22 protein-coding genes and 1 tRNA gene are annotated in these 18577 nt (G+C 62.7%); 15 read left to right on the plus strand and 8 right to left on the minus strand.

Features of this window, described 5'->3' with window-relative positions; genetic code table 11:
* Positions 1–124 precede the first annotated feature (124 nt).
* The 6 genes from hpf (at position 125) to PQR08_RS26930 (ending at position 4144) form a co-directional block, all read left to right on the plus strand.
* Positions 125–484 carry a ribosome hibernation-promoting factor, HPF/YfiA family gene (gene hpf, locus PQR08_RS26905; RefSeq protein WP_014190335.1) on the plus strand — a complete coding sequence of 120 codons (360 nt, stop codon included), beginning with the start codon at positions 125–127 and terminating at the stop codon, positions 482–484.
* 111 nt (positions 485–595) lie between these two features.
* Positions 596–862: a hypothetical protein gene (locus PQR08_RS26910; protein WP_187607435.1), complete on the plus strand. Its 267-nt coding sequence runs from the start codon at positions 596–598 to the stop codon at positions 860–862.
* Positions 863–894: 32 nt separating this feature from the next.
* Complete coding sequence (gene ptsN / locus PQR08_RS26915) at positions 895–1350, plus strand: PTS IIA-like nitrogen regulatory protein PtsN (RefSeq protein WP_187607434.1); 456 nt, start codon at positions 895–897, stop codon at positions 1348–1350.
* A gap of 185 nt (positions 1351–1535) precedes the next feature.
* Entirely contained in the window at positions 1536–2504 is a 969-nt protein-coding gene (gene hprK / locus PQR08_RS26920; protein ID WP_008351692.1) for an HPr(Ser) kinase/phosphatase, read from the plus strand.
* Positions 2505–2579: 75 nt separating this feature from the next.
* Positions 2580–3452 carry an RNase adapter RapZ gene (gene rapZ, locus PQR08_RS26925; protein ID WP_187607433.1) on the plus strand — a complete coding sequence of 291 codons (873 nt, stop codon included), beginning with the start codon at positions 2580–2582 and terminating at the stop codon, positions 3450–3452.
* A gap of 59 nt (positions 3453–3511) precedes the next feature.
* On the plus strand, positions 3512–4144 hold the full coding sequence (locus PQR08_RS26930; RefSeq protein ID WP_408162898.1) for an LON peptidase substrate-binding domain-containing protein: 633 nt from the start codon (positions 3512–3514) through the stop codon (positions 4142–4144).
* Here the strand turns inward: PQR08_RS26930 and mutY are convergent.
* Positions 4141–5202, minus strand: coding sequence for an A/G-specific adenine glycosylase (gene mutY, locus PQR08_RS26935; protein ID WP_408162900.1), 1062 nt, complete (start codon positions 5200–5202; stop codon positions 4141–4143). The two genes, PQR08_RS26930 and mutY, sit on opposite strands and share 4 nt — an antisense overlap.
* 6 nt (positions 5203–5208) lie before the next feature.
* Positions 5209–6039, minus strand: a complete 831-nt coding sequence (mutM, locus tag PQR08_RS26940; protein WP_250482994.1) for a bifunctional DNA-formamidopyrimidine glycosylase/DNA-(apurinic or apyrimidinic site) lyase — start codon at positions 6037–6039, stop codon at positions 5209–5211.
* Between the two features lie 85 nt (positions 6040–6124).
* Here mutM and PQR08_RS26945 point away from each other — a divergent pair, with 85 nt between their 5' ends.
* From PQR08_RS26945 to hisC, 8 genes are all read left to right on the plus strand, one after another.
* Positions 6125–7984 carry a tetratricopeptide repeat protein gene (locus PQR08_RS26945; RefSeq protein WP_238209676.1) on the plus strand — a complete coding sequence of 620 codons (1860 nt, stop codon included), beginning with the start codon at positions 6125–6127 and terminating at the stop codon, positions 7982–7984.
* Positions 7984–8610, plus strand: a complete 627-nt coding sequence (gene lolB, locus PQR08_RS26950; protein ID WP_187607430.1) for a lipoprotein insertase outer membrane protein LolB — start codon at positions 7984–7986, stop codon at positions 8608–8610. The genes PQR08_RS26945 and lolB overlap by 1 nt, the downstream gene beginning before the upstream one ends.
* A gap of 19 nt (positions 8611–8629) precedes the next feature.
* The gene (gene ispE, locus PQR08_RS26955; RefSeq protein WP_408162902.1) at positions 8630–9511 is read left to right on the plus strand and encodes a 4-(cytidine 5'-diphospho)-2-C-methyl-D-erythritol kinase; all 882 of its coding nucleotides are present in this window, start codon (positions 8630–8632) and stop codon (positions 9509–9511) included.
* Between the two features lie 54 nt (positions 9512–9565).
* Positions 9566–9642 (plus strand) — tRNA-Gln (locus tag PQR08_RS26960).
* Positions 9643–9692: 50 nt separating this feature from the next.
* Positions 9693–10646, plus strand: a complete 954-nt coding sequence (locus PQR08_RS26965) for a ribose-phosphate pyrophosphokinase (RefSeq protein ID WP_035497580.1) — start codon at positions 9693–9695, stop codon at positions 10644–10646.
* 151 nt (positions 10647–10797) lie between these two features.
* On the plus strand, positions 10798–11418 hold the full coding sequence (locus tag PQR08_RS26970; protein ID WP_238285256.1) for a 50S ribosomal protein L25/general stress protein Ctc: 621 nt from the start codon (positions 10798–10800) through the stop codon (positions 11416–11418).
* Between the two features lie 106 nt (positions 11419–11524).
* Positions 11525–12127 carry an aminoacyl-tRNA hydrolase gene (gene pth / locus PQR08_RS26975; RefSeq protein WP_408162904.1) on the plus strand — a complete coding sequence of 201 codons (603 nt, stop codon included), beginning with the start codon at positions 11525–11527 and terminating at the stop codon, positions 12125–12127.
* Between the two features lie 13 nt (positions 12128–12140).
* Entirely contained in the window at positions 12141–13208 is a 1068-nt protein-coding gene (gene hisC, locus PQR08_RS26980) for a histidinol-phosphate transaminase (protein WP_408162906.1), read from the plus strand.
* 12 nt (positions 13209–13220) lie between these two features.
* On the opposite strand, the gene PQR08_RS26985 is transcribed toward hisC, so the two are convergent.
* From PQR08_RS26985 to rsmD, 3 genes are all read right to left on the minus strand, one after another.
* Positions 13221–13478, minus strand: coding sequence for a YfhL family 4Fe-4S dicluster ferredoxin (locus PQR08_RS26985; RefSeq protein ID WP_238285259.1), 258 nt, complete (start codon positions 13476–13478; stop codon positions 13221–13223).
* A gap of 84 nt (positions 13479–13562) precedes the next feature.
* The gene (coaD, locus tag PQR08_RS26990) at positions 13563–14069 is read right to left on the minus strand and encodes a pantetheine-phosphate adenylyltransferase (protein WP_035497575.1); all 507 of its coding nucleotides are present in this window, start codon (positions 14067–14069) and stop codon (positions 13563–13565) included.
* A 99-nt stretch (positions 14070–14168) separates the two neighbouring features.
* On the minus strand, positions 14169–14795 hold the full coding sequence (gene rsmD / locus PQR08_RS26995) for a 16S rRNA (guanine(966)-N(2))-methyltransferase RsmD (RefSeq protein ID WP_408162908.1): 627 nt from the start codon (positions 14793–14795) through the stop codon (positions 14169–14171).
* Between the two features lie 230 nt (positions 14796–15025).
* On the opposite strand from rsmD, the gene ftsY reads away from it, so the two are divergent.
* The gene (gene ftsY, locus PQR08_RS27000) at positions 15026–16258 is read left to right on the plus strand and encodes a signal recognition particle-docking protein FtsY (protein WP_408162910.1); all 1233 of its coding nucleotides are present in this window, start codon (positions 15026–15028) and stop codon (positions 16256–16258) included.
* 33 nt (positions 16259–16291) lie between these two features.
* Here the strand turns inward: ftsY and PQR08_RS27005 are convergent, their stop codons facing one another.
* From PQR08_RS27005 to PQR08_RS27015, 3 genes are read right to left on the minus strand one after another with little or no spacing between them, the layout of a single operon-like run.
* Positions 16292–16924 carry a LysE/ArgO family amino acid transporter gene (locus PQR08_RS27005; RefSeq protein WP_408162912.1) on the minus strand — a complete coding sequence of 211 codons (633 nt, stop codon included), beginning with the start codon at positions 16922–16924 and terminating at the stop codon, positions 16292–16294.
* On the minus strand, positions 16921–17565 hold the full coding sequence (maiA, locus tag PQR08_RS27010; protein WP_408162914.1) for a maleylacetoacetate isomerase: 645 nt from the start codon (positions 17563–17565) through the stop codon (positions 16921–16923). Before maiA ends, PQR08_RS27005 begins: the two co-directional genes overlap by 4 nt.
* Complete coding sequence (locus PQR08_RS27015) at positions 17562–18260, minus strand: fumarylacetoacetate hydrolase family protein (RefSeq protein WP_408162916.1); 699 nt, start codon at positions 18258–18260, stop codon at positions 17562–17564. The genes maiA and PQR08_RS27015 overlap by 4 nt, the downstream gene beginning before the upstream one ends.
* Between the last annotated feature and the right edge of the window lie 317 nt (positions 18261–18577).

An 18577-nucleotide genomic window follows, 5' to 3' on the forward strand; every position in this document is an offset into this window, starting at 1 on the left:
CGGACGTGCCGGCCGATGCATTCCGTTTTTCAGTCGCGCCAGGATGACGCGCTGACGGGACGCATTGCCGCCCGGTTTCGGACGAGCCGACGTGATCTCACGGCCATTAGCTTGGAGAGCAACTATGAATCTGAAGATCAGTGGACACCACCTCGAATTGACGCCTGCGTTGCGCGAGTACGTGATCACGAAACTGGACAGGGTGCTCCGTCATTTCGATCAAGTGATCGACGGCAACGTTGTCCTCTCGGTCGACAATCATAGGGAAAAGGAAAAGAGGCAGAAGGCTGAAATCAACCTGCATCTGAAGGGCAAGGACATTTTTATCGAGAGTTGTGACGCTGATATGTACGCCGCCATCGATCTGATGGTCGACAAGCTGGATCGGCAGGTCATCAAGCACAAGGACAAGATTCAAGGCCACGCCCACGAGTCTGTAAAGTACCGTGGCGAGCCGCAGGAACTGGAAGCACCGTCGCCCTGAGCGCACGCACGCTCGCCGGTTGATCCGCGGATGACAGCGACACCCGCCGCCACAGGACGGCGGGCATGATTCGAGGAAGTCCTCGACTATCCGGAAACGATCGATCCGGGCATGCACCAAACCGAAGCCGCCCCCGACTGGCGGCTTTTTTGTTGGATTTTCGCCGTAGAGAGCCGCAAGACATTGATTTTCAGGGCTTTGTCCTGCACATTGGATCGCAAATCGGTGCAATTGCGCGGCGCACCATCGGGCAGTACCCTGTTCTATAATGATCCGGTTATTTTCGGGGTCGCACGACAGGCACGCTGCAGGGAACGCCGCCAGCGCACTTTCCGTATCACCATCGCCGTGAGCGCTTTCAGACAGCGGCCACGATGAGGAGCTATCAGGCCACGCATCAGCCTGCCAACATGAATCGTTTAGCCAAATTTCTTCCCCTCGAGAACGTGGTTCTCGGATTGTCCGTTACCAGCAAGAAACGCGTATTCGAGCAAGCGGGCCTGATTTTCGAGAACCAGAACGGCATCGCCCGCAGTACCGTCACCGACAATCTCTTCGCGCGTGAGCGTCTCGGCTCGACCGGCCTCGGCGAAGGCGTCGCGATTCCGCACGGCCGCATCAAGGGGCTGAAGCAACCGCTCGCCGCCTTCGTGCGCCTGGCCGAACCCGTCGCGTTCGAATCGCCCGACGGCCAGCCGGTCTCTCTGCTCATCTTCCTGCTCGTGCCCGAGCAGGCAACGCAGCAGCATCTTGAAATTCTCTCGGAGATCGCGCAACTGCTCTCCGACAGCGAGGCGCGCGAGCGCCTGCACAAGGAAGAAAATCGTGAGGCGCTTTATCAAGTGCTCACGCAATGGCAACCGTAACAGCCACCCGAATCTAGCGATACGCGTCCGAGGCGCGTCCGTGCAGCTTTCGCGCCGGGCGCGCCTCGCTTACGTAGAGCTTCTGGGGCACAATCGGTCAAACGCGGCGCCATGCGGCGTACTGAAGCGACCCGCTTCGTCGTTACGCAAAGGCTGCTCCCGGCTTCCAACGGAGTTCCGGTCTCATGGATACGTCCAGCATCAACGCTCAAAGCATTTTTGACGACAACGCAGCCGCTCTGAAGCTCAGTTGGCTCACCGGGCACGAAGGCTGGGAACGCGGCTTTTCGAGCGAGACGGTCGCAAACGCGACGTCGAGCGCCGATCTCGTCGGCCACCTGAACCTGATTCACCCGAACCGTATCCAGGTGCTCGGCGACGCCGAGATCAACTACTACCAACGCCAGTCCGACGAAGACCGTTCGCGCCATATGGCCGAACTGATCGCGCTCGAACCGCCGTTTCTCGTCGTCGCGGGCGAAGTCGGCGCGCCGCCGGAACTCGTTCTGCGCTGCACGCGTTCGTCGACGCCGCTTTTCACGACGCGCATGTCCGCAGCGGCCGTGATCGACAGCCTGCGCGCGTACATGTCGCGCATTCTCGCGCCGCGCGCGACGCTGCATGGCGTGTTCATCGACATCCTCGGCATGGGCGTGCTGCTCACCGGCGACTCCGGTCTCGGCAAGAGCGAACTCGGGCTGGAACTCATCAGCCGTGGCCACGGTCTGGTGGCGGATGACGCCGTCGATTTCGTGCGCCTCGGCCCCGATTTCGTCGAAGGGCGCTGCCCGCCTCTCTTGCAGAATCTGCTCGAAGTGCGCGGCCTGGGCCTTCTCGACATCAAGACGATCTTCGGTGAAACCGCCGTGCGCCGGAAGATGAAGCTCAAACTGATCGTGCAACTGGTGCGCCGGCCGGATGGCGAATTCCAGCGCCTGCCGCTCGAAAGCCAGACCGTCGATGTGCTCGGCCTGCCGATCAGCAAGGTGACGATTCAGGTCGCGGCGGGCCGCAACCTTGCCGTGCTGGTCGAGGCGGCGGTGCGCAACACGATTCTGCAACTGCGCGGCATCGATACCTTGCGCGACTTCATGGACCGTCAGCGCCTCGCGATGCAGGACCCCGACAGCCAGTTTCCCGGCAAGCTGATCTGACCGCGGAACGTCGCGCGTGCCGAAACGAATCGGGCGCAGGTGCTAAGCTAAGAGAAAGCGAATCCCTCGAGACCCATGCGTATCATCCTGATCACCGGCATATCCGGTTCCGGCAAGTCCGTCGCGCTGAACGCCCTGGAAGACGGCGGATATTATTGCGTCGACAACCTGCCGCCGCGCTTTCTTCCCGAACTCGCCGGCTATCTGGCGAAAGAAGGCCAGACGCGTCTCGCCGTCGCGATCGACGCGCGTTCGAGCCACTCGCTCGACGACGTACCTGCCATCATCCGCAAGCTTTCGGACGATTACGACCTGCGCGTGCTGTTCCTCAACGCGAGCACGCAGTCGCTGATTCAGCGCTTCTCCGAGACGCGCCGGCGTCACCCGCTGTCCGGCCCCCCGATGCGCGAAGCCGATGTCGGCGTGCTGAACTCGCTCGCCGAAGCGATCGAGCGGGAGCGCGAACTGGTTGCGGGCCTCGCGGAGTACGGCCATCAGATCGACACGAGCAACCTGCGCGCGAACGTGCTGCGCGCATGGGTCAAGCGCTTCGTCGAAACGGACGCCGCCGATCTCACGCTGATGTTCGAATCGTTCGGTTTCAAGCGCGGCGTGCCGCTCGACGCCGATCTCGTGTTCGACGTGCGCACGCTGCCCAACCCGTATTACGACCGCGAGTTGCGCCCGTTCACGGGCCTCGACAAACCGATCATCGATTTCCTTTCCGCGCAGCCGCTCGTGGGCGAGATGATCGACGACATCGGCGCGTTCGTCGGCAAATGGCTGCCGCGTTTTCGCGACGACAACCGCAGCTATCTCACCGTCGCGATCGGCTGCACGGGCGGGCAGCATCGCTCGGTGTTCATCGCGGAGGCGCTCGCCGCGCGCTTTTGCGAGACGGCAAACGTGATCGTGCGGCATCGTGACGCGCCCATCCCGGCTGGGTGACAGCGCGCCTCACACGCGAACCCGATCGCCGCGCCGGCGGTCCACCCTGGAGGGGCGCGATGTCTTCGAATCCCATTCTGGCTGACTTGCCGCTGTTTCCGCTTCACACCGTGCTGTTTCCCGGCGGCCTCTTGCCGCTCAAGATTTTCGAAGCGCGCTATCTCGACATGGCGCGCGAGTGTCTGCGCGAGAAAACGCCTTTCGGCGTGTGCCTGCTGAAAAGCGGGCACGAAGTCGCGTCGCCGGGCGATCCGTCGGTGCCGGAGAACATCGGCTGTCTTGCCGAGATTTCGGAATGCGATGTCGATACCTTCGGCCTCCTGCTCGTTCAGGCACGCGGCACCGAGCGCTTCAGGCTGACGGATCATCGTGTGGAGCCGAGCAATCTGCTCGTCGGCACGGCGGAGTTGCTGGGCGACGATCAGCCGCTGCGCGGCGTGGAAGCGCTCGCAAAGTTCGGCGCGTGCGCGGAAGTGCTGGAGCGCATCATCGATACGATCAGGGAGCGCGAGCCGCAGAACCTGCCGTTCGTCGAGCCATTTCTCTTCGACGATCCCACCTGGGTATCAAACCGCCTCGCCGAAATCCTGCCGATCCCGATGCGCGCCCGCCAGAAGCTCATGGAACTGATGGACGCCGGCGCGCGTATCGACGTGGTGCATCACTACATGCAGCACCATCAACTGCTTTAGATGAGCGAGCCGCTCAGCGCATCGATCAGCTTGCGCACGGGCGCGGGCACGCCGTAGGCGTCGATCTTCGCGAGCGGCGCCCAGACGCTTTCCGCGCTCATCAACTCGCGCGGCGCGTTGCGCGCTTCGCCGAGACGCGGCTCGATATCCAGCTTGAAGTGCGTGAAGGTGTGAGAGAGCGGCGCGAGACGCTGAAGATGTTCGTCGGCGCCGAGATCGCGCGCGACTTCCGCCAGCGCGGCTTCGTCCGCGGCCTCGGGCAGACTCCACAGTCCGCCCCAGATGCCCATCGACGGACGCTTTTGCAAAAGAATCGAATCGCCGTCCTGCAGGATCAGCATCCATGTCTTGCGCGTCGGCACGGCTTTCTTCGGACGCGCGGCGGGGAGTTCCCGCTGGCGTCCCTCGACCTTCGCCACACAATCCGATGCGAACGGACAGCGCGCGCAATCCGGCTTGCCGCGCACGCACAGCGTTGCGCCGAGGTCCATCAGGCCTTGGGTGTAGGCGGTCACATCGTCCTTGTTCGCCGCGTCCGGCAGCAGCGATTCGGCGAGCGCCCACATCGCATTCTCGACGCGCTTTTCGCCTGGAAATCCCTCGACGCCGAACACGCGCGCGAGTACGCGCTTCACGTTGCCGTCGAGAATCGTCGCGCGCGCGCCGAACGCGAACGACGCGATCGCCGCCGCCGTCGAGCGTCCGATGCCCGGCAGCATCGCGAGCGCATCGACGGTCTGCGGAAACGCGCCGCCATGCTCGTGCGCGACGACCTGCGCGCAGCGATGGAGATTGCGCGCGCGCGAGTAGTAGCCGAGCCCGGCCCAGCGCGCCATGACGTCGTCGATGGGCGCGTCGGCGAGCGCCGTCACCGTCGGAAAGCGTTCGAGAAACCGCGCGTAATACGGGATGACCGTCGAAACCTGCGTCTGCTGCAGCATGATCTCCGACAGCCAGATGCGATACGCATCGCGCGTGTTCTGCCACGGCAGTTCGTGGCGGCCGTGAATGCGTTGCCACGCGATGAGGCGCGACGAAAAATCGGTGAGAGCGAGCATCGGAAATTAGCGTTGGCAGCGCGGGCAGAAGTAGGTCGAGCGCTGTCCCTGGACGATTTGTTTGATCGCCGTTCCACAGACGTGGCACGGCAAGCCCGCGCGATCATAGACGAAATAGTCGAGCTGAAAGTAGCCGGACTCCCCGTTGCTGCCGACGAAATCGCGCAGCGTACTGCCGCCCTTCTCGATCGCGGCCGCGAGCGTCACGCGAACCGCATCCGCCAGCAGATCGTAGCGCACGAGCGAGATTCGGCCCGCCGCGGTCGTCGGCCGGATGCCCGCGCGAAAGAGGCTCTCCGACGCATAGATGTTCCCCACGCCCACGACGATCCCGCCCGCGAGCAGCGCCTGCTTCACCGACACCTTGCGCCCGCGCGTCGCGCGAAACAGCAGCGCGCCGGAGAATTCCGGCGAAAACGGCTCGACGCCGAGCGTCGCGAGCAGCGGATGATCGAGCACGTCGCCGTCCGCGCGCGGATGCCAGAGGATCGCGCCGAAGCGACGCGGATCGCGAAAACGAAGGATGAATTCGTCGAACACGATATCGACGTGGTCGTGCTTCGCCGCTTCGGGCGGCTTAGGCACGTGACGCAGCACGCGCAATGTGCCCGTCATGCCGAGATGAACGATCAGCCATCCTTCGGCAGTTTCGAACAGCAGATACTTGCCGCGCCGCTCGACCTTCTCGATCTTCAGATGATCGAGCGTCTTCGGAAGATGCTGCGGGATGGGCCAGCGCAGCGCGGGCGTGCGGACATCGACGTGCTCGACGCGCCGTCCGGCGACATACGGTTCGATTCCCCGGCGGGTGACTTCGACTTCCGGCAGTTCGGGCATTTTTCTGGAGAGAGACTTGCTGGGACGAGTGTGCCGGTATTTTAGCGACCGCGTTACAATCGACTGAAACATCGTCTGGAATTCCATGAACTCGTTCGTCATGAAGCTGTTTGCGAAGCGTCTGGCCGGCTCGACGCATTCGCTCGCCGTGCCAATGTCACGCATCGCCGGCGCCATTGCGCTCGCGATGGCTGCGCTCGCGTGCGTCCCCGCGCACGCTCAGGATCCGAACGCGACGCCCGTTCCAAGCGCCGACGATCAATCCGACGCGCAAAACGCCGCGGATCTGCTGACCGCGCCGGTCAGCGGCGCGGAGACACAGGATTTGCCGAACGTGGCAATGTCCAGCCAGATCGTGTTTCAGGTGCTGGCGGCTGAAGTCGCGTTGCAGCGCGGTCAGCCGGCGCCTGCATTCCAGACCTATCTCTCGCTTGCCCGCGACACGCACGATCCGCGTTTCGCGCAGCGCGCGACCGAAATCGCGATCGCGGCGCAAAGCCCGAACGACGCGCTGACGTCGGCGCAACTCTGGCAGCAGTTCGCGCCGCATTCGGATCGCGCGGCGCAGTTGAGCGCGTCGCTTCTGATCGTGAGCGGCAAGCCGGAAGACGCGAAGCCCACGCTCGAACGCGAGCTCGCGAAGGTCTCGCCCGATCAGCGCGGCGAAGCCATCATTTCGTTGCAGAGCCTGCTCGCGCGTGGACCGAATCGCATCGGCGGGCTTAACGTGCTGAAGGATCTGACGCAAAACGATCAGAACCGGCCGGAGGCGCAACTCGCGCTCGCGCGCCAGCAACTGATCGCGGACGATCAGCCCGGCGCGAAGGCATCGCTCGAAAAAGCCCTGCAACTCAAGCCGGACTATCTGCCCGCCGCGCTGACGCTCGCGCGCATGGGTCCGGAAGAACGCAAGGAAGGCATCGCTTCGTTCGAGAAATATCTCGACAAGAATCCGAAATCGCATGATGCACGGCTCGCGCTCGCGCAGTTGTACCTGTCTTCCGACAGGCTCGACGACGCGCAGAAGCAGTTCGAGATCATGCGCAAGAACGACCCGAAGGACCTGACGCCGTTGATGGCGCTCGCGCTCATCAACATTCAGAAGAAACAGTTCGACAAGGCGCAGGACTTTCTGAATCTCTACGCGAAGACGGCGGAAAGCACGCCGGGCGCGGACCCCGGCCAGGCGTACATCTATCTCGCGCAACTGGCGCTCGAGCAAAAAGACGAGGCGGCCGCGAGCCAGTGGCTCGACAAGATTCCGCGCACGAGCCAGCAATATCTGCCCGCGCAGATCACGCGCGCGCAACTGCTCGCGAAGCAAGGCAAGGTAGACGACGCGCGTGCGCTGCTCGGCAGCCTGCAAAGCTCTGATCCGCGCGATCTCGCGCTGCTCGCGCGCACCGATTCGGCCATTCTCTTCGAGGCGCATCGCTACAAGGAAGCAGAGGAAAATCTCGCCAAGGCGGTGGCCGCATTCCCCGACGATCCCGATCTCGTCTACGACTACGCGATGGCCGCCGAAAAGAACGGCCATTACGACGTGATGGAGACGCAGTTGCGCACGCTGATGCGCACGCAGCCGACCAATCCGCAGGCCTACAACGCGCTCGGCTATTCGCTCGTCGATCGCAATCAGCGGCTCGACGAAGCGGTGAAACTGATCGAGAAGGCGGTTTCGCTCGCGCCGAACGACGCGTTCATCATGGACAGCCTCGGCTGGGCGCGTTTCCGTCAGGGCAACGCGGCCGAAGCGGAGAAGATTCTCAAGAACGCGTACAACCTGCAGCCGAATGCCGAAATCGGCGCGCATCTCGGCGAAGTCCAATGGAAATCCGGACAGCAGGATCAGGCGCGCGCGACATGGCGGCAGGCGCAAAAGCTCGAACCTGACAACGATACGCTCGTCAAAACGCTAAAACGACTCCAGGTAAACGACCTTTGATGGCATTCGATTTTCTCGCCGGCGCATCGCTTCGACGCGGCGCGCTCGGCATTGCGGCAGCCGCCGCGCTGGTGATGTCGGGTTGCGCGCTACAGCCGCGCGTCCCCACGACAACGAACGCATCCACTTCGCTCGCGACGCAGACGAGCCGTGAATACCACGGACGCTTCGCCGTGCAGTACAACGATCAGAACGGCACGCAGCGAAACGCGTACGGCAATTTCGACTGGCAGGAAACGGGCGATACGGTCACGCTGCAGTTGCGCAATCCGCTCGGCCAGACGATGGCGATCGTGACGTCCTCGCCGTCGCTCGCCACGCTCGAATTGCCCAATCGGCAGCCGGTGAGCGCCGACAACGTCTCCCTGCTGATGCAGAACACGCTCGGTTTCGCGCTGCCGGTCGAAGGCCTGCGCTACTGGCTGCAGCCGTCGGCGGCGCCGAGTTCGCGCGCGCAGACAACGCTGGATCCGGAATCGAACAACGGCCGTCCGAAGGAAATCAGGCAGGACGGATGGACGATCGACTATCTGGCCTACGCCGATGCGCCCGCGACGGGCGTGAAGCGCGTGAATCTCTCGCGCAACGAACCGCCGCTCGACATCAAGCTCGTGCTCGATCAATAACTTCGTAGTCGCATCACGCATGTCCTCATCCAACGATTCGCTCCGTGACTGCCTCGCGCCCGCGAAGCTGAACCTTTTCCTGCACATCACGGGCCGCCGTCCGGATGGCTATCACTTGCTGCAGACCGTCTTCCAGTTGCTCGACTGGGGCGACCGTCTGCATTTCAAGCGACGCGACGACGGCGCGATTACGCGCAAGACCGACATACCGGGCGTGCCCGAAGCCGACGATCTCGTCGTGCGGGCGGCGCGTTTGCTACAACAGCACACGGGCACGAAGTTCGGCGTGGAGATCGAGATCGACAAGCGTCTGCCGATGGGCGCAGGCCTCGGCGGAGGCAGTTCCGACGCTGCCACAACTCTTTTGGCGTTAAATCGACTCTGGGGTGTTGATCTTTCGCGTGAGATTCTGCAGAATCTCGGCCTGCAACTCGGCGCGGACGTGCCGTTTTTTGTCTTCGGGCAAAATGCATTCGCAGAGGGTGTAGGCGAGGCGCTTCAGGCAGTCGATCTGCCCAAACGCTTCTTCCTGGTAGTCACACCCAATGTTCACGTCCCGACCGCGGCGATTTTTTCGGAAAAAGCCTTGACAAGGGATACGAAAGTCGCCAAAATGATGGACTTTCTTGCAGCGCAAAGGTCAGACGCAAACTGGCCGGACAGCTTCGGTCGAAATGACATGCAGGCTGTAGTTGCAGAAAAGTACGCGGAAGTTGCACAGGTGCTCGAGTGGTTTTCCAATCTCGCACCGGCGCGAATGACCGGATCTGGAGCAAGCGTGTTTGCCGCTTTCCCCAGCCGAGCCGAAGCAGAAATGGCGCAAGTCAAACTGCCGGCAAGCTGGAAGAGCGTGGTAACGGCAAGTCTGGATTCTCATCCTCTCTTCGCTTTCGCGTCATAGGTTTTGTTTTGTCGGGCATGTCCTACACTTCCCGGCAAGACTCAAAGTTAGTGTAGGGGAGTCGCCAAGTTGGTCAAGGCACCGGATTTTGATTCCGGCATGCGAGGGTTCGAGTCCTTCCTCCCCTGCCATTCTTTTTCTCGCGTTTTTCCTCTCGCCTCCAGCCGCAGACAGGTGCACGATGAGCAGTGACGGCCTGATGGTTTTTACTGGCAACGCAAATCCCGCGCTTGCTCAGGAAGTCGTCAAAATCCTTGGAATTCCTCTCGGTAAAGCGATGGTCAGCCGTTTCTCTGACGGCGAGATCATGGTCGAGATTCAGGAAAACGTTCGGGGCAAAGACGTATTCGTTCTGCAGTCCACCTGCGCTCCCACGAACGACAACCTGATGGAACTGATGATCATGGTCGATGCGCTCAAACGCGCATCCGCTGGCCGGATCACCGCAGCCATCCCCTACTTCGGCTATGCGCGCCAGGACCGCCGTCCGCGTTCCGCGCGCGTGGCCATCTCGGCGAAGGTCGTCGCGAACATGCTGGAAATTGCCGGCGTCGATCGCGTGATCACCATGGACCTTCACGCCGACCAGATTCAAGGCTTCTTCGACATCCCCGTCGACAACATCTACGCTACGCCCGTCCTGCTCGGCGATCTGCGCAAGCAGAATCATGATCATCTGCTGGTCGTGTCGCCGGACGTGGGCGGCGTGGTGCGCGCGCGTGCGCTCGCCAAGCAGTTGAACACCGACCTCGCGATCATCGACAAGCGTCGTCCGAAGGCGAATGTCGCCGAAGTGATGAACATCATTGGTGAAGTGGAAGGACGCACCTGCGTGATCATGGACGACATGGTCGATACCGCCGGCACGCTGTGCAAGGCCGCGCAAGTGCTGAAGGACCGCGGCGCGAAGCAGGTCTTCGCGTATGCCACGCACCCGGTGCTGTCGGGTGGCGCGGGCGAACGCATCGCGGCGTCGCAACTGGACGAACTGGTCGTCACGGACACCATTCCGCTGTCGTCCGAATCGCTCGCGTGCCCGAAGATCCGTCTGCTGTCGAGCGCGGGTCTGCTCGCCGAGACATTCTCCAGAATCCGGCGCGGCGACTCGGTGATGTCGCTCTTCGCCGAAGGCTAAACAGAATTGAGCAAGGAACGCGAGGCGCATGCTTCGCGTTTTTGCATGATCGGCGCGAACGAACGAAGGTTCGCGTCGCTTGTTGTGGGATCACACATTTTCGATGATCCCGGTTTCCCTGCCTGGTCGCGGGCAGATATAGGAGTGAAACATGAAAGTCGTCGCTTTCGAGCGTAGCAAGCAAGGTACGGGTGCGAGCCGCCGCCTGCGTAACTCGGGCAAGACCCCGGGTATCGTGTACGGTGGTGAAACGGACGTTCAACTGGTCGAACTCGACCACAACGCCCTGTGGCACGCCCTGAAGAAGGAAGTTTTCCACTCGTCGATTCTCGATCTGGAAGTGGCCGGCAAGTCGCAACAGGTTCTGCTGCGCGACGTGCAATACCACCCGTTCAAGCAGCTCGTGCTGCACGTGGACTTCCAGCGCGTCGACGCGAAGAAGAAGCTGCACACCAAGGTGCCGCTGCACTTCATGAACCAGGAAACCAACCCGGCCGTGAAGCTGGCGGGCGCGGTGATCTCGCACGTCGTGACGGAACTGGAAGTGGAATGCCTGCCGGCAGACCTGCCTGAGTTCCTGGAAATCGATCTGGCGAAGATCGAAGCCGGTCAAACGATGCACGCGAAGGACATCCCGTTGCCGAAGGGCGTGAGCCTGACGGTTTCCGTCGAAGCGGAAAACCCGGTGGTGGCTTCGGCTACCGTTCCGGCCGCTGTCGTGTCGGAAGGGGCTGGCGAAGTTGCTGAAGGCGAAAAGCCGGCGGCCGAGTAAGCACGCGGAACACCGCTATCCTCTCGATCCGTTCGCAAGAACGGTCGACGTGACCCGCCGGCGCGCAAGCCCCGGCGGGTTTTTTTTTCGTTCTACAAGATTCGACATGATCAAGCTGATCGTCGGCCTGGGCAATCCGGGCGCCGAATACACCGCGACGCGGCATAACGCGGGCTTCTGGTTCGTCGACCAGTTCGCGCGCGACGCGGGCGCGACGCTGCGCGACGAGCGTCGCTTTCACGGTTTCTACGGCAAGGGGCGTCTGCACGGCCACGAAGTGCATCTGCTCGAACCGCAGACCTTAATGAACCGCTCGGGACAATCGGTGGTCGCGCTCGCGCAGTTCTTCAAGATTCTGCCCGACGAGATTCTCGTCGCGCACGATGAACTCGATCTGCCGCCCGGCACCGTCAAGATGAAACTCGGCGGCGGCAGCGGCGGACATAACGGACTGAAGGATATTTCCGCGCACCTTTCTTCGCAGCAATATTGGCGGTTGCGCATCGGCATCGGGCATCCGCGCGATCTCATTCCCGAAGGCGCGCGCGCGGGTGCGAAGCCCGATGTCGCGAACTTCGTGCTCAAGCCGCCGCGCCGTGAGGAACAGGATGTGATCGATCAGTCGATCGAGCGCGCGCTCGCCGTGATGCCCTTCGTCGTCGCGGGCGAAACCGAGCGTGCGATGATGAACCTGCACCGCAACTCTTGATTTGGAGCCGACCTTGAGCCGTTTCTGGAGCGATATCGTCCATCGTCTGACGCCTTATGTGCCGGGCGAGCAACCCGCGCTGGCACATCCCGTCAAGCTCAACACGAACGAGAACCCGTACCCGCCGTCGCCGCGTGTCGTCGAAGCGATTCGGCGCGAACTCGGCGAGGATGGCGCGTCGCTGCGCAAATATCCCGATCCGACCGCGCGCGCGTTGCGCGAAACGGTTGCGAAGCATCATGGGTTGCGTATCGAGCAGGTGTTCGCCGGCAACGGTTCCGACGAAGTGCTCGCGCACGCGTTTCAGGCGCTGCTGAAGCACGACAAGCCGATTTCTTTCCCCGACATCACCTACAGCTTTTATCCGGTCTACGCGCAGCTTTACGGCGTCGCCTACGAGACCGTGCCTTTGAACGCGGATTTCGCAATCGATGTCGATGATTACCGCGCGCCGGGCGGCGGCGTGCTGCTACCGAATCCGAATGCGCCGACAGGCCGCGCGCTGCCGCTTTCGGAAATCGAAATCCTGCTGAAAGCGAATCCGGACGCGCCTGTGATCATCGATGAAGCGTATGTCGATTTCGGCGCGGAATCGGCCGTGAATCTGATCGACGCGTATCCGAACCTGCTCGTCGTACAGACGACTTCGAAGGCGCGTTCACTGGCCGGCATGCGCGTCGGCTTCGCATTCGGCGATCCGGCGCTGATCGAAGCGCTCACGCGCGTGAAGGACAGCTTCAACTCGTATCCGCTCGATCGCCTCGCGCAGGTCGCGGCGATCGCATCGTATGAGGATCAGGCGTGGTTCGAAGAAGGCTGCGCGAAGGTCATCGCGAGCCGCGAGAAACTGACCGCGCAACTGCAGGCGCTCGGCTTCGACGTGGTGCCGTCCGCCGCCAACTTCGTGTTCGCGAAGCATCCCGCACACGATGCCGCGGCACTCGCCGCCGCGCTCAAGGCGAAAGAGATTTTCGTGCGTCATTTCAAGTTGCCGCGAATCGATCAGCATCTGCGCATCTCGATCGGCACGCCCGCCGAATGCGATGCGCTCGTCGCCGCCCTGACCGGGCTGATCGGATAAGACGCGAAGGGCTTACTGGCCCTTCGCCGCCATCAGCGCGTGGTACTTGGCCATCAACTGCTCAGGCGTCTCGACATGCGCCGGGTCGCGCGGAATGCATTCCACGGGGCACACCTGCTGGCACTGCGGTTCGTCGAAATGGCCGACGCATTCCGTGCATTTGTTCGGGTCGATCACGTAGATGTCGGGACCCATCGAAATGGCGTCGTTCGGGCACTCGGGCTCGCAAACGTCGCAGTTGATGCACTCGTCGGTAATGATCAAAGACATGCTTCACTCTCTTGCGCCGGTTTCGAGTCCGGCATGACGCCCGCGCGCGACGTTCAATAACGACGAAGCGCACGGGCCCGGCGCTCAGGGCGCCGCGGGATCCTTCTGCGACAGAATACCGACTTTGTCAATCAGCCGCTTTTCCACCGACGGGAACACGAACTTGCTCACGTCGCCGCCGAGCTGCGCAATCTCGCGCACGATGGTGCCGGAGATGAACTGATACTGATCCGATGGCGTCATGAACATCGTCTCGACGTCGGGCAGCAGATAGCGATTCATCCCGGCCATCTGGAACTCGTACTCGAAATCGGACACGGCGCGCAGTCCGCGCACGATCACGCGCGCGTTGTTCTTGCGGACGAAATCCTTCAGTAGCCCGGTGAAACTGCTCACCTGCACGTTCGGATAATGCCCGAGCACGTCGTGCGCGATATCCAGCCGCTCCTGCAGCGAGAAAAACGGCTTCTTTGCCTGGCTGTGCGCGACGCCCACGACGAGCTGATCAAAAATGCTCGATGCGCGCCGGACGATGTCTTCATGCCCACGAGTGAGCGGGTCGAACGTACCCGGATACACGGCGACAACCATGAGCTTCTCCTCTTCTATTTACATTGGGCCGCGTGGCTGCGACGACCAACTCTCCCTCATTCCCCGCGAGATTGGCTGTACCAAAATCGGGAACGCGCATTATTCCTCATTTTCGCGACGCAGCAAATGATAGCGGACCGCGCCCGCCTTGCCTTCACGCGCGACGGTCCAGCCGGCGAGCCCATCGATGCCTGTCAGGTCCAGCGCATCGCCGCATTCGACGTAAATCGCCCCGTCGGGCGTGACGAGCGGCGCCGCCAGTTCCAGCGCGCGCAGAAGCAACGCCTGATCGCCGAACGGTGGGTCGAGAAAGATCACGTCGAACGAGTCGCGCGCGAGGCTCGCGACGAGCCTCAGCGCATCCGCTTCCGCAACCTCGATGTTGCGCGCGCCGAGCTTCGTCTGATTCGCCCTGATCTGCGCCGCTGCCTTCCCGCTTCTTTCGACCATCACCACACGCGCCGCGCCGCGCGACGCCGCCTCGAAACCGAGCGCGCCGCTGCCCGCGAACATGTCGAGACAACGCTGACCGCTCAGATCCTGTCCGAGCCAGTTGAAGAGCGTCTCGCGCACGCGATCCGGCGTGGGCCTGAGTCCATCGAGATCGAGCACGGGCAGCGGCGTGCGTTTCCACTCTCCGCCGATGATGCGGATCGTGTGCGGTTTGCCTCCGCGCGATGGCGTATGGCTCGGCAAGGTGGATCGGGTAGCGGACGTGCGGGGCATAAACAGATTGTTGGAGTGGAGCGCGCCGGGCATTTTTGCCTGAAGATCAGCCAGCCCGGGCAATGAAGGCAACGTTACCACACGCGCACGCCATGCCGGGAGCCGCACGGGCGCCGACGGCGGCGCCTGATAAAATATGCGGCTACTATCCCATCGCGCGGGCCTCGCGCGGAGCGACTCGAACGCGCGCAAGAGGCCATCGGTTCACGCGCGCATCATCGTCAAAATCCATGTTCAGCTTCTTCAAGAAATTCAAAAAGCCGGCTGACGCGCCGCCCGGCGCTCCTCAGGACGAATCCGTCGAGGCCGCCGAGGACGAAGAAATCTCCGACGCCGAGCTCGAACGGCAGGCGCTTGGCATTGTCGAGACGCCGTCGGAAGAAGCGCAGCCCGAAGCCCCCGCGAAACCCGCTGCGCCCGTCGTACCCACGCCGTCCGTCGAGCCTCGGACGGAAGAATCGAAGGAATACTGGCAAGGCCGCACCCAGTCGCAATGGGCGCGCGGTCCGGAAACGGATCAGGCGAACGAGGAAATCGTGCCGCCGCCCGAGGCCGATCCGGCCGCGAAAAAATCGTGGATCTCGCGTCTGCGTCACGGTCTCTCCAAGACGAGCTCCAATCTGACCGGGATTTTCGTCAGCGCGAAGATCGATGAAGACCTGTACGAAGAACTCGAAACCGCGCTGCTGATGTCCGATGCCGGCGTCGATGCAACCGAGTTTCTGCTCGAATCGCTGCGTGAGAAAGTGCGCGCGGAGCGTCTGACCGACGCGTCGCAAGTGAAGGCCGCGCTGCGCGAATTGCTCGTCGATCTGCTGCGTCCGCTCGAAAAATCGCTGATGCTCGGACGCGCGCAACCTCTCGTGATGATGATCGCGGGCGTGAATGGCGTCGGCAAGACGACCAGCATCGGGAAACTCGCGAAGCATCTGCAGCGCTTCAACCAGTCGGTGCTGCTCGCCGCTGGCGATACGTTCCGCGCAGCCGCGCGCGAGCAACTGACGGTCTGGGGCGAGCGCAACAACGTGATGGTGATCGCGCAGGAAAGCGGCGACGCCGCCGCCGTGATCTACGACGCCGTCGGCGCGGCGCGTGCGCGCAAGATCGACGTGATGATGGCCGACACCGCCGGCCGTCTGCCGACGCAACTACATCTGATGGAAGAACTGCGCAAGGTGCGCCGCGTGATCGCCAAAGCGATGCCCGACGCGCCGCACGAAGTGCTGCTCGTGATCGACGCGAACACGGGCCAGAATGCGCTCGCGCAGGTGAAGGCATTCGACGATGCGCTGGGTCTGACCGGCCTCGTCGTGACCAAGCTCGACGGCACTGCGAAAGGCGGTATTCTCGCCGCGATCGCGCGTCAGCGGCCCGTTCCGGTGTACTTCATCGGCGTGGGCGAGAAGGTCGAAGATTTGCAGCCGTTCAGCGCCGAAGAGTTCGCGGACGCGCTGCTCGGCTGAACCTGAAAAGGGCGTCCAGTTGGACGCCCTTTTTTATCGCGCGAATATCAGCGAAGCCGCGATCCACCACATCACGCAGCCGACGATCACATCGAGCACGCGCCACGATACGTCCTTCTCGAACCACGGCTCCAAAAGACGCGCCCCGTAGCCGAGCGCCGTGAACCAGATGACCGACGCGCACATCGCGCCCGCCGCGAACCACGCATTGCCCGGCCAGCCACGCTGCGCGCCGATGCCGCCGAGCAACACCACGGTGTCCAAATAGACATGCGGATTGAGCAGCGACAGCGCGAGCACGGTGGACGCCGCGCCGATCGCCGTCTGCGAATCGCCGTCCGATGCGTTCAGATGCCCCGGCCCGCGCCACGCCGCGAGGAAAGCGCGCACGCCATACAGAAACACGAAGATCGCGCCTGCCCAGCGAATGACGTCGAGCAGAACAGGCGCACGCGCGATGAGCGCGCCCATTCCGCCGACGCCGAGCGCGATCAACAGCACGTCGATGAACGCGCAGATCGACACGACGATGCCCACGTGGCGGCGCTTCAACCCCTGCCGCAACACGAACGCATTCTGCGCCCCGATCGCGACGATCAGGCTCGCTCCCAGACCCGCACCCGACAGATAACCCGACAGCGCTCCCGCAGAATCCGCCGCCGTCATTCGGCGTCCGGCTGCTGCGCCGGAGCGGCCCGTGCGAAGGCGTCGAGCATGCAGGCGTGGTCCGCGATGCGCGCGATCGTCGGATACGGACTCACGTCGATGCCGAAGCGCCGCGCGTTGAATACCTGCGGCACGATGCACAGATCGGCGACGGTCGGCGTGTCGCCGAAAGTCAGCGCGCCGACCCGCTTGTCGGCGGCGAGCCGCTTTTCGAGCGACTCGAAGCCGATTTCGACCCAGTGCCGGTACCACGCGTCCTTCGCTTCGTCCGGCACCTTGACCTGATGCTTCAGGTACTTCAGCACGCGCAGGTTGTCGAGCGGATGGATTTCACACGCGACCTGCATCGCGACGGAACGCACGAACGCGCGCTCGGACGGGCTTTTCGGCAGAAGCGCGGGCTCGGGATGCGTTTCCTCGAGATATTCGATGATCGCGAGGGATTGCGTGAGCACGTCGTCGCCATCGACGAGAGCGGGCACGATGCCGTCCGGATTCACCGCGCGATATTCGGGCTTGAGCTGCTGCCCGCCATCGCGCAGCAAATGCACGCCGACGTAATCGTAATCGAGCCCCTTCAGATTCAGCGCGATGCGCACGCGATACGCCGCCGAACTTCGGAAATAGCTGTAGAGCTTCATACGACGCGCACCGAAAATTCACCGATGCCGCCGACACCGCCCTTCAGCAGATCGCCCTTCACGACCGCGCCGACGCCTTCAGGCGTGCCGGTGAAAATGAGATCGCCGGGAAAGAGCTCGAAGAGCGTCGACAGATACGCGACGGTTTCACCCACCGACCAGATCAGTTGCGAGATGTCCGAACGCTGCTTTTCCTCGCCATTGACGGTCAGCCAGATCGCGCTCTTTTCCAGATGCCCGACCTTCGACACCGGATGAATCGGGCCGATCGGCGCCGAGCGGTCGAAGCCTTTCGCCGTGTCCCACGGACGGCCGAGCTTCTTCGCTTCGGCTTGCAGGTCGCGGCGCGTCATGTCGAGGCCGAGCGCGTAGCCGTAGATGTAATCGAGCCCTTTATCGGCGGGAATGTCCTTGCCCTGCTTGCCGATCGCGGCCACGAGTTCCATCTCGAAGTGCAGATTCTTCGTCTGCGACGGATACGGGAATTCGCCCGTCGAACCGGGCGCGACGTACAGCACGGCATCCGCGGGCTTGCTGAAGAAAAACGGCGGCTCACGATCCGGATCGTGGCCCATTTCGCGCGCATGGGCTTCGTAGTTGCGGCCGACGCAGTAGATGCGGCGCACCGGAAACTGCTCATTCGAACCATCGACGGGCACCGCTGCGGCCGGCGCCGGAGGAAATACGTAACTCATCCCGCTCTCCTGTTGCTGTTTTGATGTGCAGATTCATGGACGAATGCGCCAGCGCGGACGGCCGGCGAGAAAAGGGAGTGTAACGTGCGCGCGTAAATCGTGGCGAAGCTTGTCGGACGCGGCTTTGCGAGCTTTCGGCGAGCCATCGCCGGGTCGGTGGGCGCGGCGTTATTCGTAAGCATCGGAGGAAATACGGGCGAAACGCTCGCTCGGTGCAGCTTGCCAGCGCTCGTCAAATACGGTACTCAATAAGCTTCCTGCACCTTAAAACGCGCGACGGCATCGCTCACAGTACGGAATTGAGCACCCGATCCGCC

Source organism: Caballeronia jiangsuensis (genome assembly GCF_046030135.1).
Taxonomy (GTDB): Bacteria; Pseudomonadota; Gammaproteobacteria; order Burkholderiales; family Burkholderiaceae; genus Caballeronia; species Caballeronia jiangsuensis.

Excerpts from the sequence above, each read along its gene's own strand:
- coaD (WP_035497575.1), bottom strand. The coding sequence starts at position 14,069 with ATGGTTGTCGCCGTGTATCCGGGTACGTTCGACCCGCTCACTCGTGGG.
- mutM (WP_250482994.1), bottom strand. The coding sequence starts at position 6,039 with ATGCCCGAACTGCCGGAAGTCGAAGTCACCCGCCGGGGAATCGAACCG.
- PQR08_RS26910 (WP_187607435.1), top strand. The coding sequence starts at position 596 with ATGCACCAAACCGAAGCCGCCCCCGACTGGCGGCTTTTTTGTTGGATT.
- PQR08_RS26930 (WP_408162898.1), top strand. The coding sequence starts at position 3,512 with ATGTCTTCGAATCCCATTCTGGCTGACTTGCCGCTGTTTCCGCTTCAC.
- maiA (WP_408162914.1), bottom strand. The coding sequence starts at position 17,565 with ATGAAGCTCTACAGCTATTTCCGAAGTTCGGCGGCGTATCGCGTGCGC.
- PQR08_RS26965 (WP_035497580.1), top strand. The coding sequence starts at position 9,693 with ATGAGCAGTGACGGCCTGATGGTTTTTACTGGCAACGCAAATCCCGCG.
- ptsN (WP_187607434.1), top strand. The coding sequence starts at position 895 with ATGAATCGTTTAGCCAAATTTCTTCCCCTCGAGAACGTGGTTCTCGGA.
- PQR08_RS27005 (WP_408162912.1), bottom strand. The coding sequence starts at position 16,924 with ATGACGGCGGCGGATTCTGCGGGAGCGCTGTCGGGTTATCTGTCGGGT.
- rapZ (WP_187607433.1), top strand. The coding sequence starts at position 2,580 with ATGCGTATCATCCTGATCACCGGCATATCCGGTTCCGGCAAGTCCGTC.
- pth (WP_408162904.1), top strand. The coding sequence starts at position 11,525 with ATGATCAAGCTGATCGTCGGCCTGGGCAATCCGGGCGCCGAATACACC.
- PQR08_RS27015 (WP_408162916.1), bottom strand. The coding sequence starts at position 18,260 with ATGAGTTACGTATTTCCTCCGGCGCCGGCCGCAGCGGTGCCCGTCGAT.
- hpf (WP_014190335.1), top strand. The coding sequence starts at position 125 with ATGAATCTGAAGATCAGTGGACACCACCTCGAATTGACGCCTGCGTTG.
- PQR08_RS26985 (WP_238285259.1), bottom strand. The coding sequence starts at position 13,478 with ATGTCTTTGATCATTACCGACGAGTGCATCAACTGCGACGTTTGCGAG.
- PQR08_RS26970 (WP_238285256.1), top strand. The coding sequence starts at position 10,798 with ATGAAAGTCGTCGCTTTCGAGCGTAGCAAGCAAGGTACGGGTGCGAGC.
- rsmD (WP_408162908.1), bottom strand. The coding sequence starts at position 14,795 with ATGCCCCGCACGTCCGCTACCCGATCCACCTTGCCGAGCCATACGCCA.
- PQR08_RS26945 (WP_238209676.1), top strand. The coding sequence starts at position 6,125 with ATGAACTCGTTCGTCATGAAGCTGTTTGCGAAGCGTCTGGCCGGCTCG.
- hprK (WP_008351692.1), top strand. The coding sequence starts at position 1,536 with ATGGATACGTCCAGCATCAACGCTCAAAGCATTTTTGACGACAACGCA.
- mutY (WP_408162900.1), bottom strand. The coding sequence starts at position 5,202 with ATGCTCGCTCTCACCGATTTTTCGTCGCGCCTCATCGCGTGGCAACGC.
- ispE (WP_408162902.1), top strand. The coding sequence starts at position 8,630 with ATGTCCTCATCCAACGATTCGCTCCGTGACTGCCTCGCGCCCGCGAAG.
- lolB (WP_187607430.1), top strand. The coding sequence starts at position 7,984 with ATGGCATTCGATTTTCTCGCCGGCGCATCGCTTCGACGCGGCGCGCTC.
- ftsY (WP_408162910.1), top strand. The coding sequence starts at position 15,026 with ATGTTCAGCTTCTTCAAGAAATTCAAAAAGCCGGCTGACGCGCCGCCC.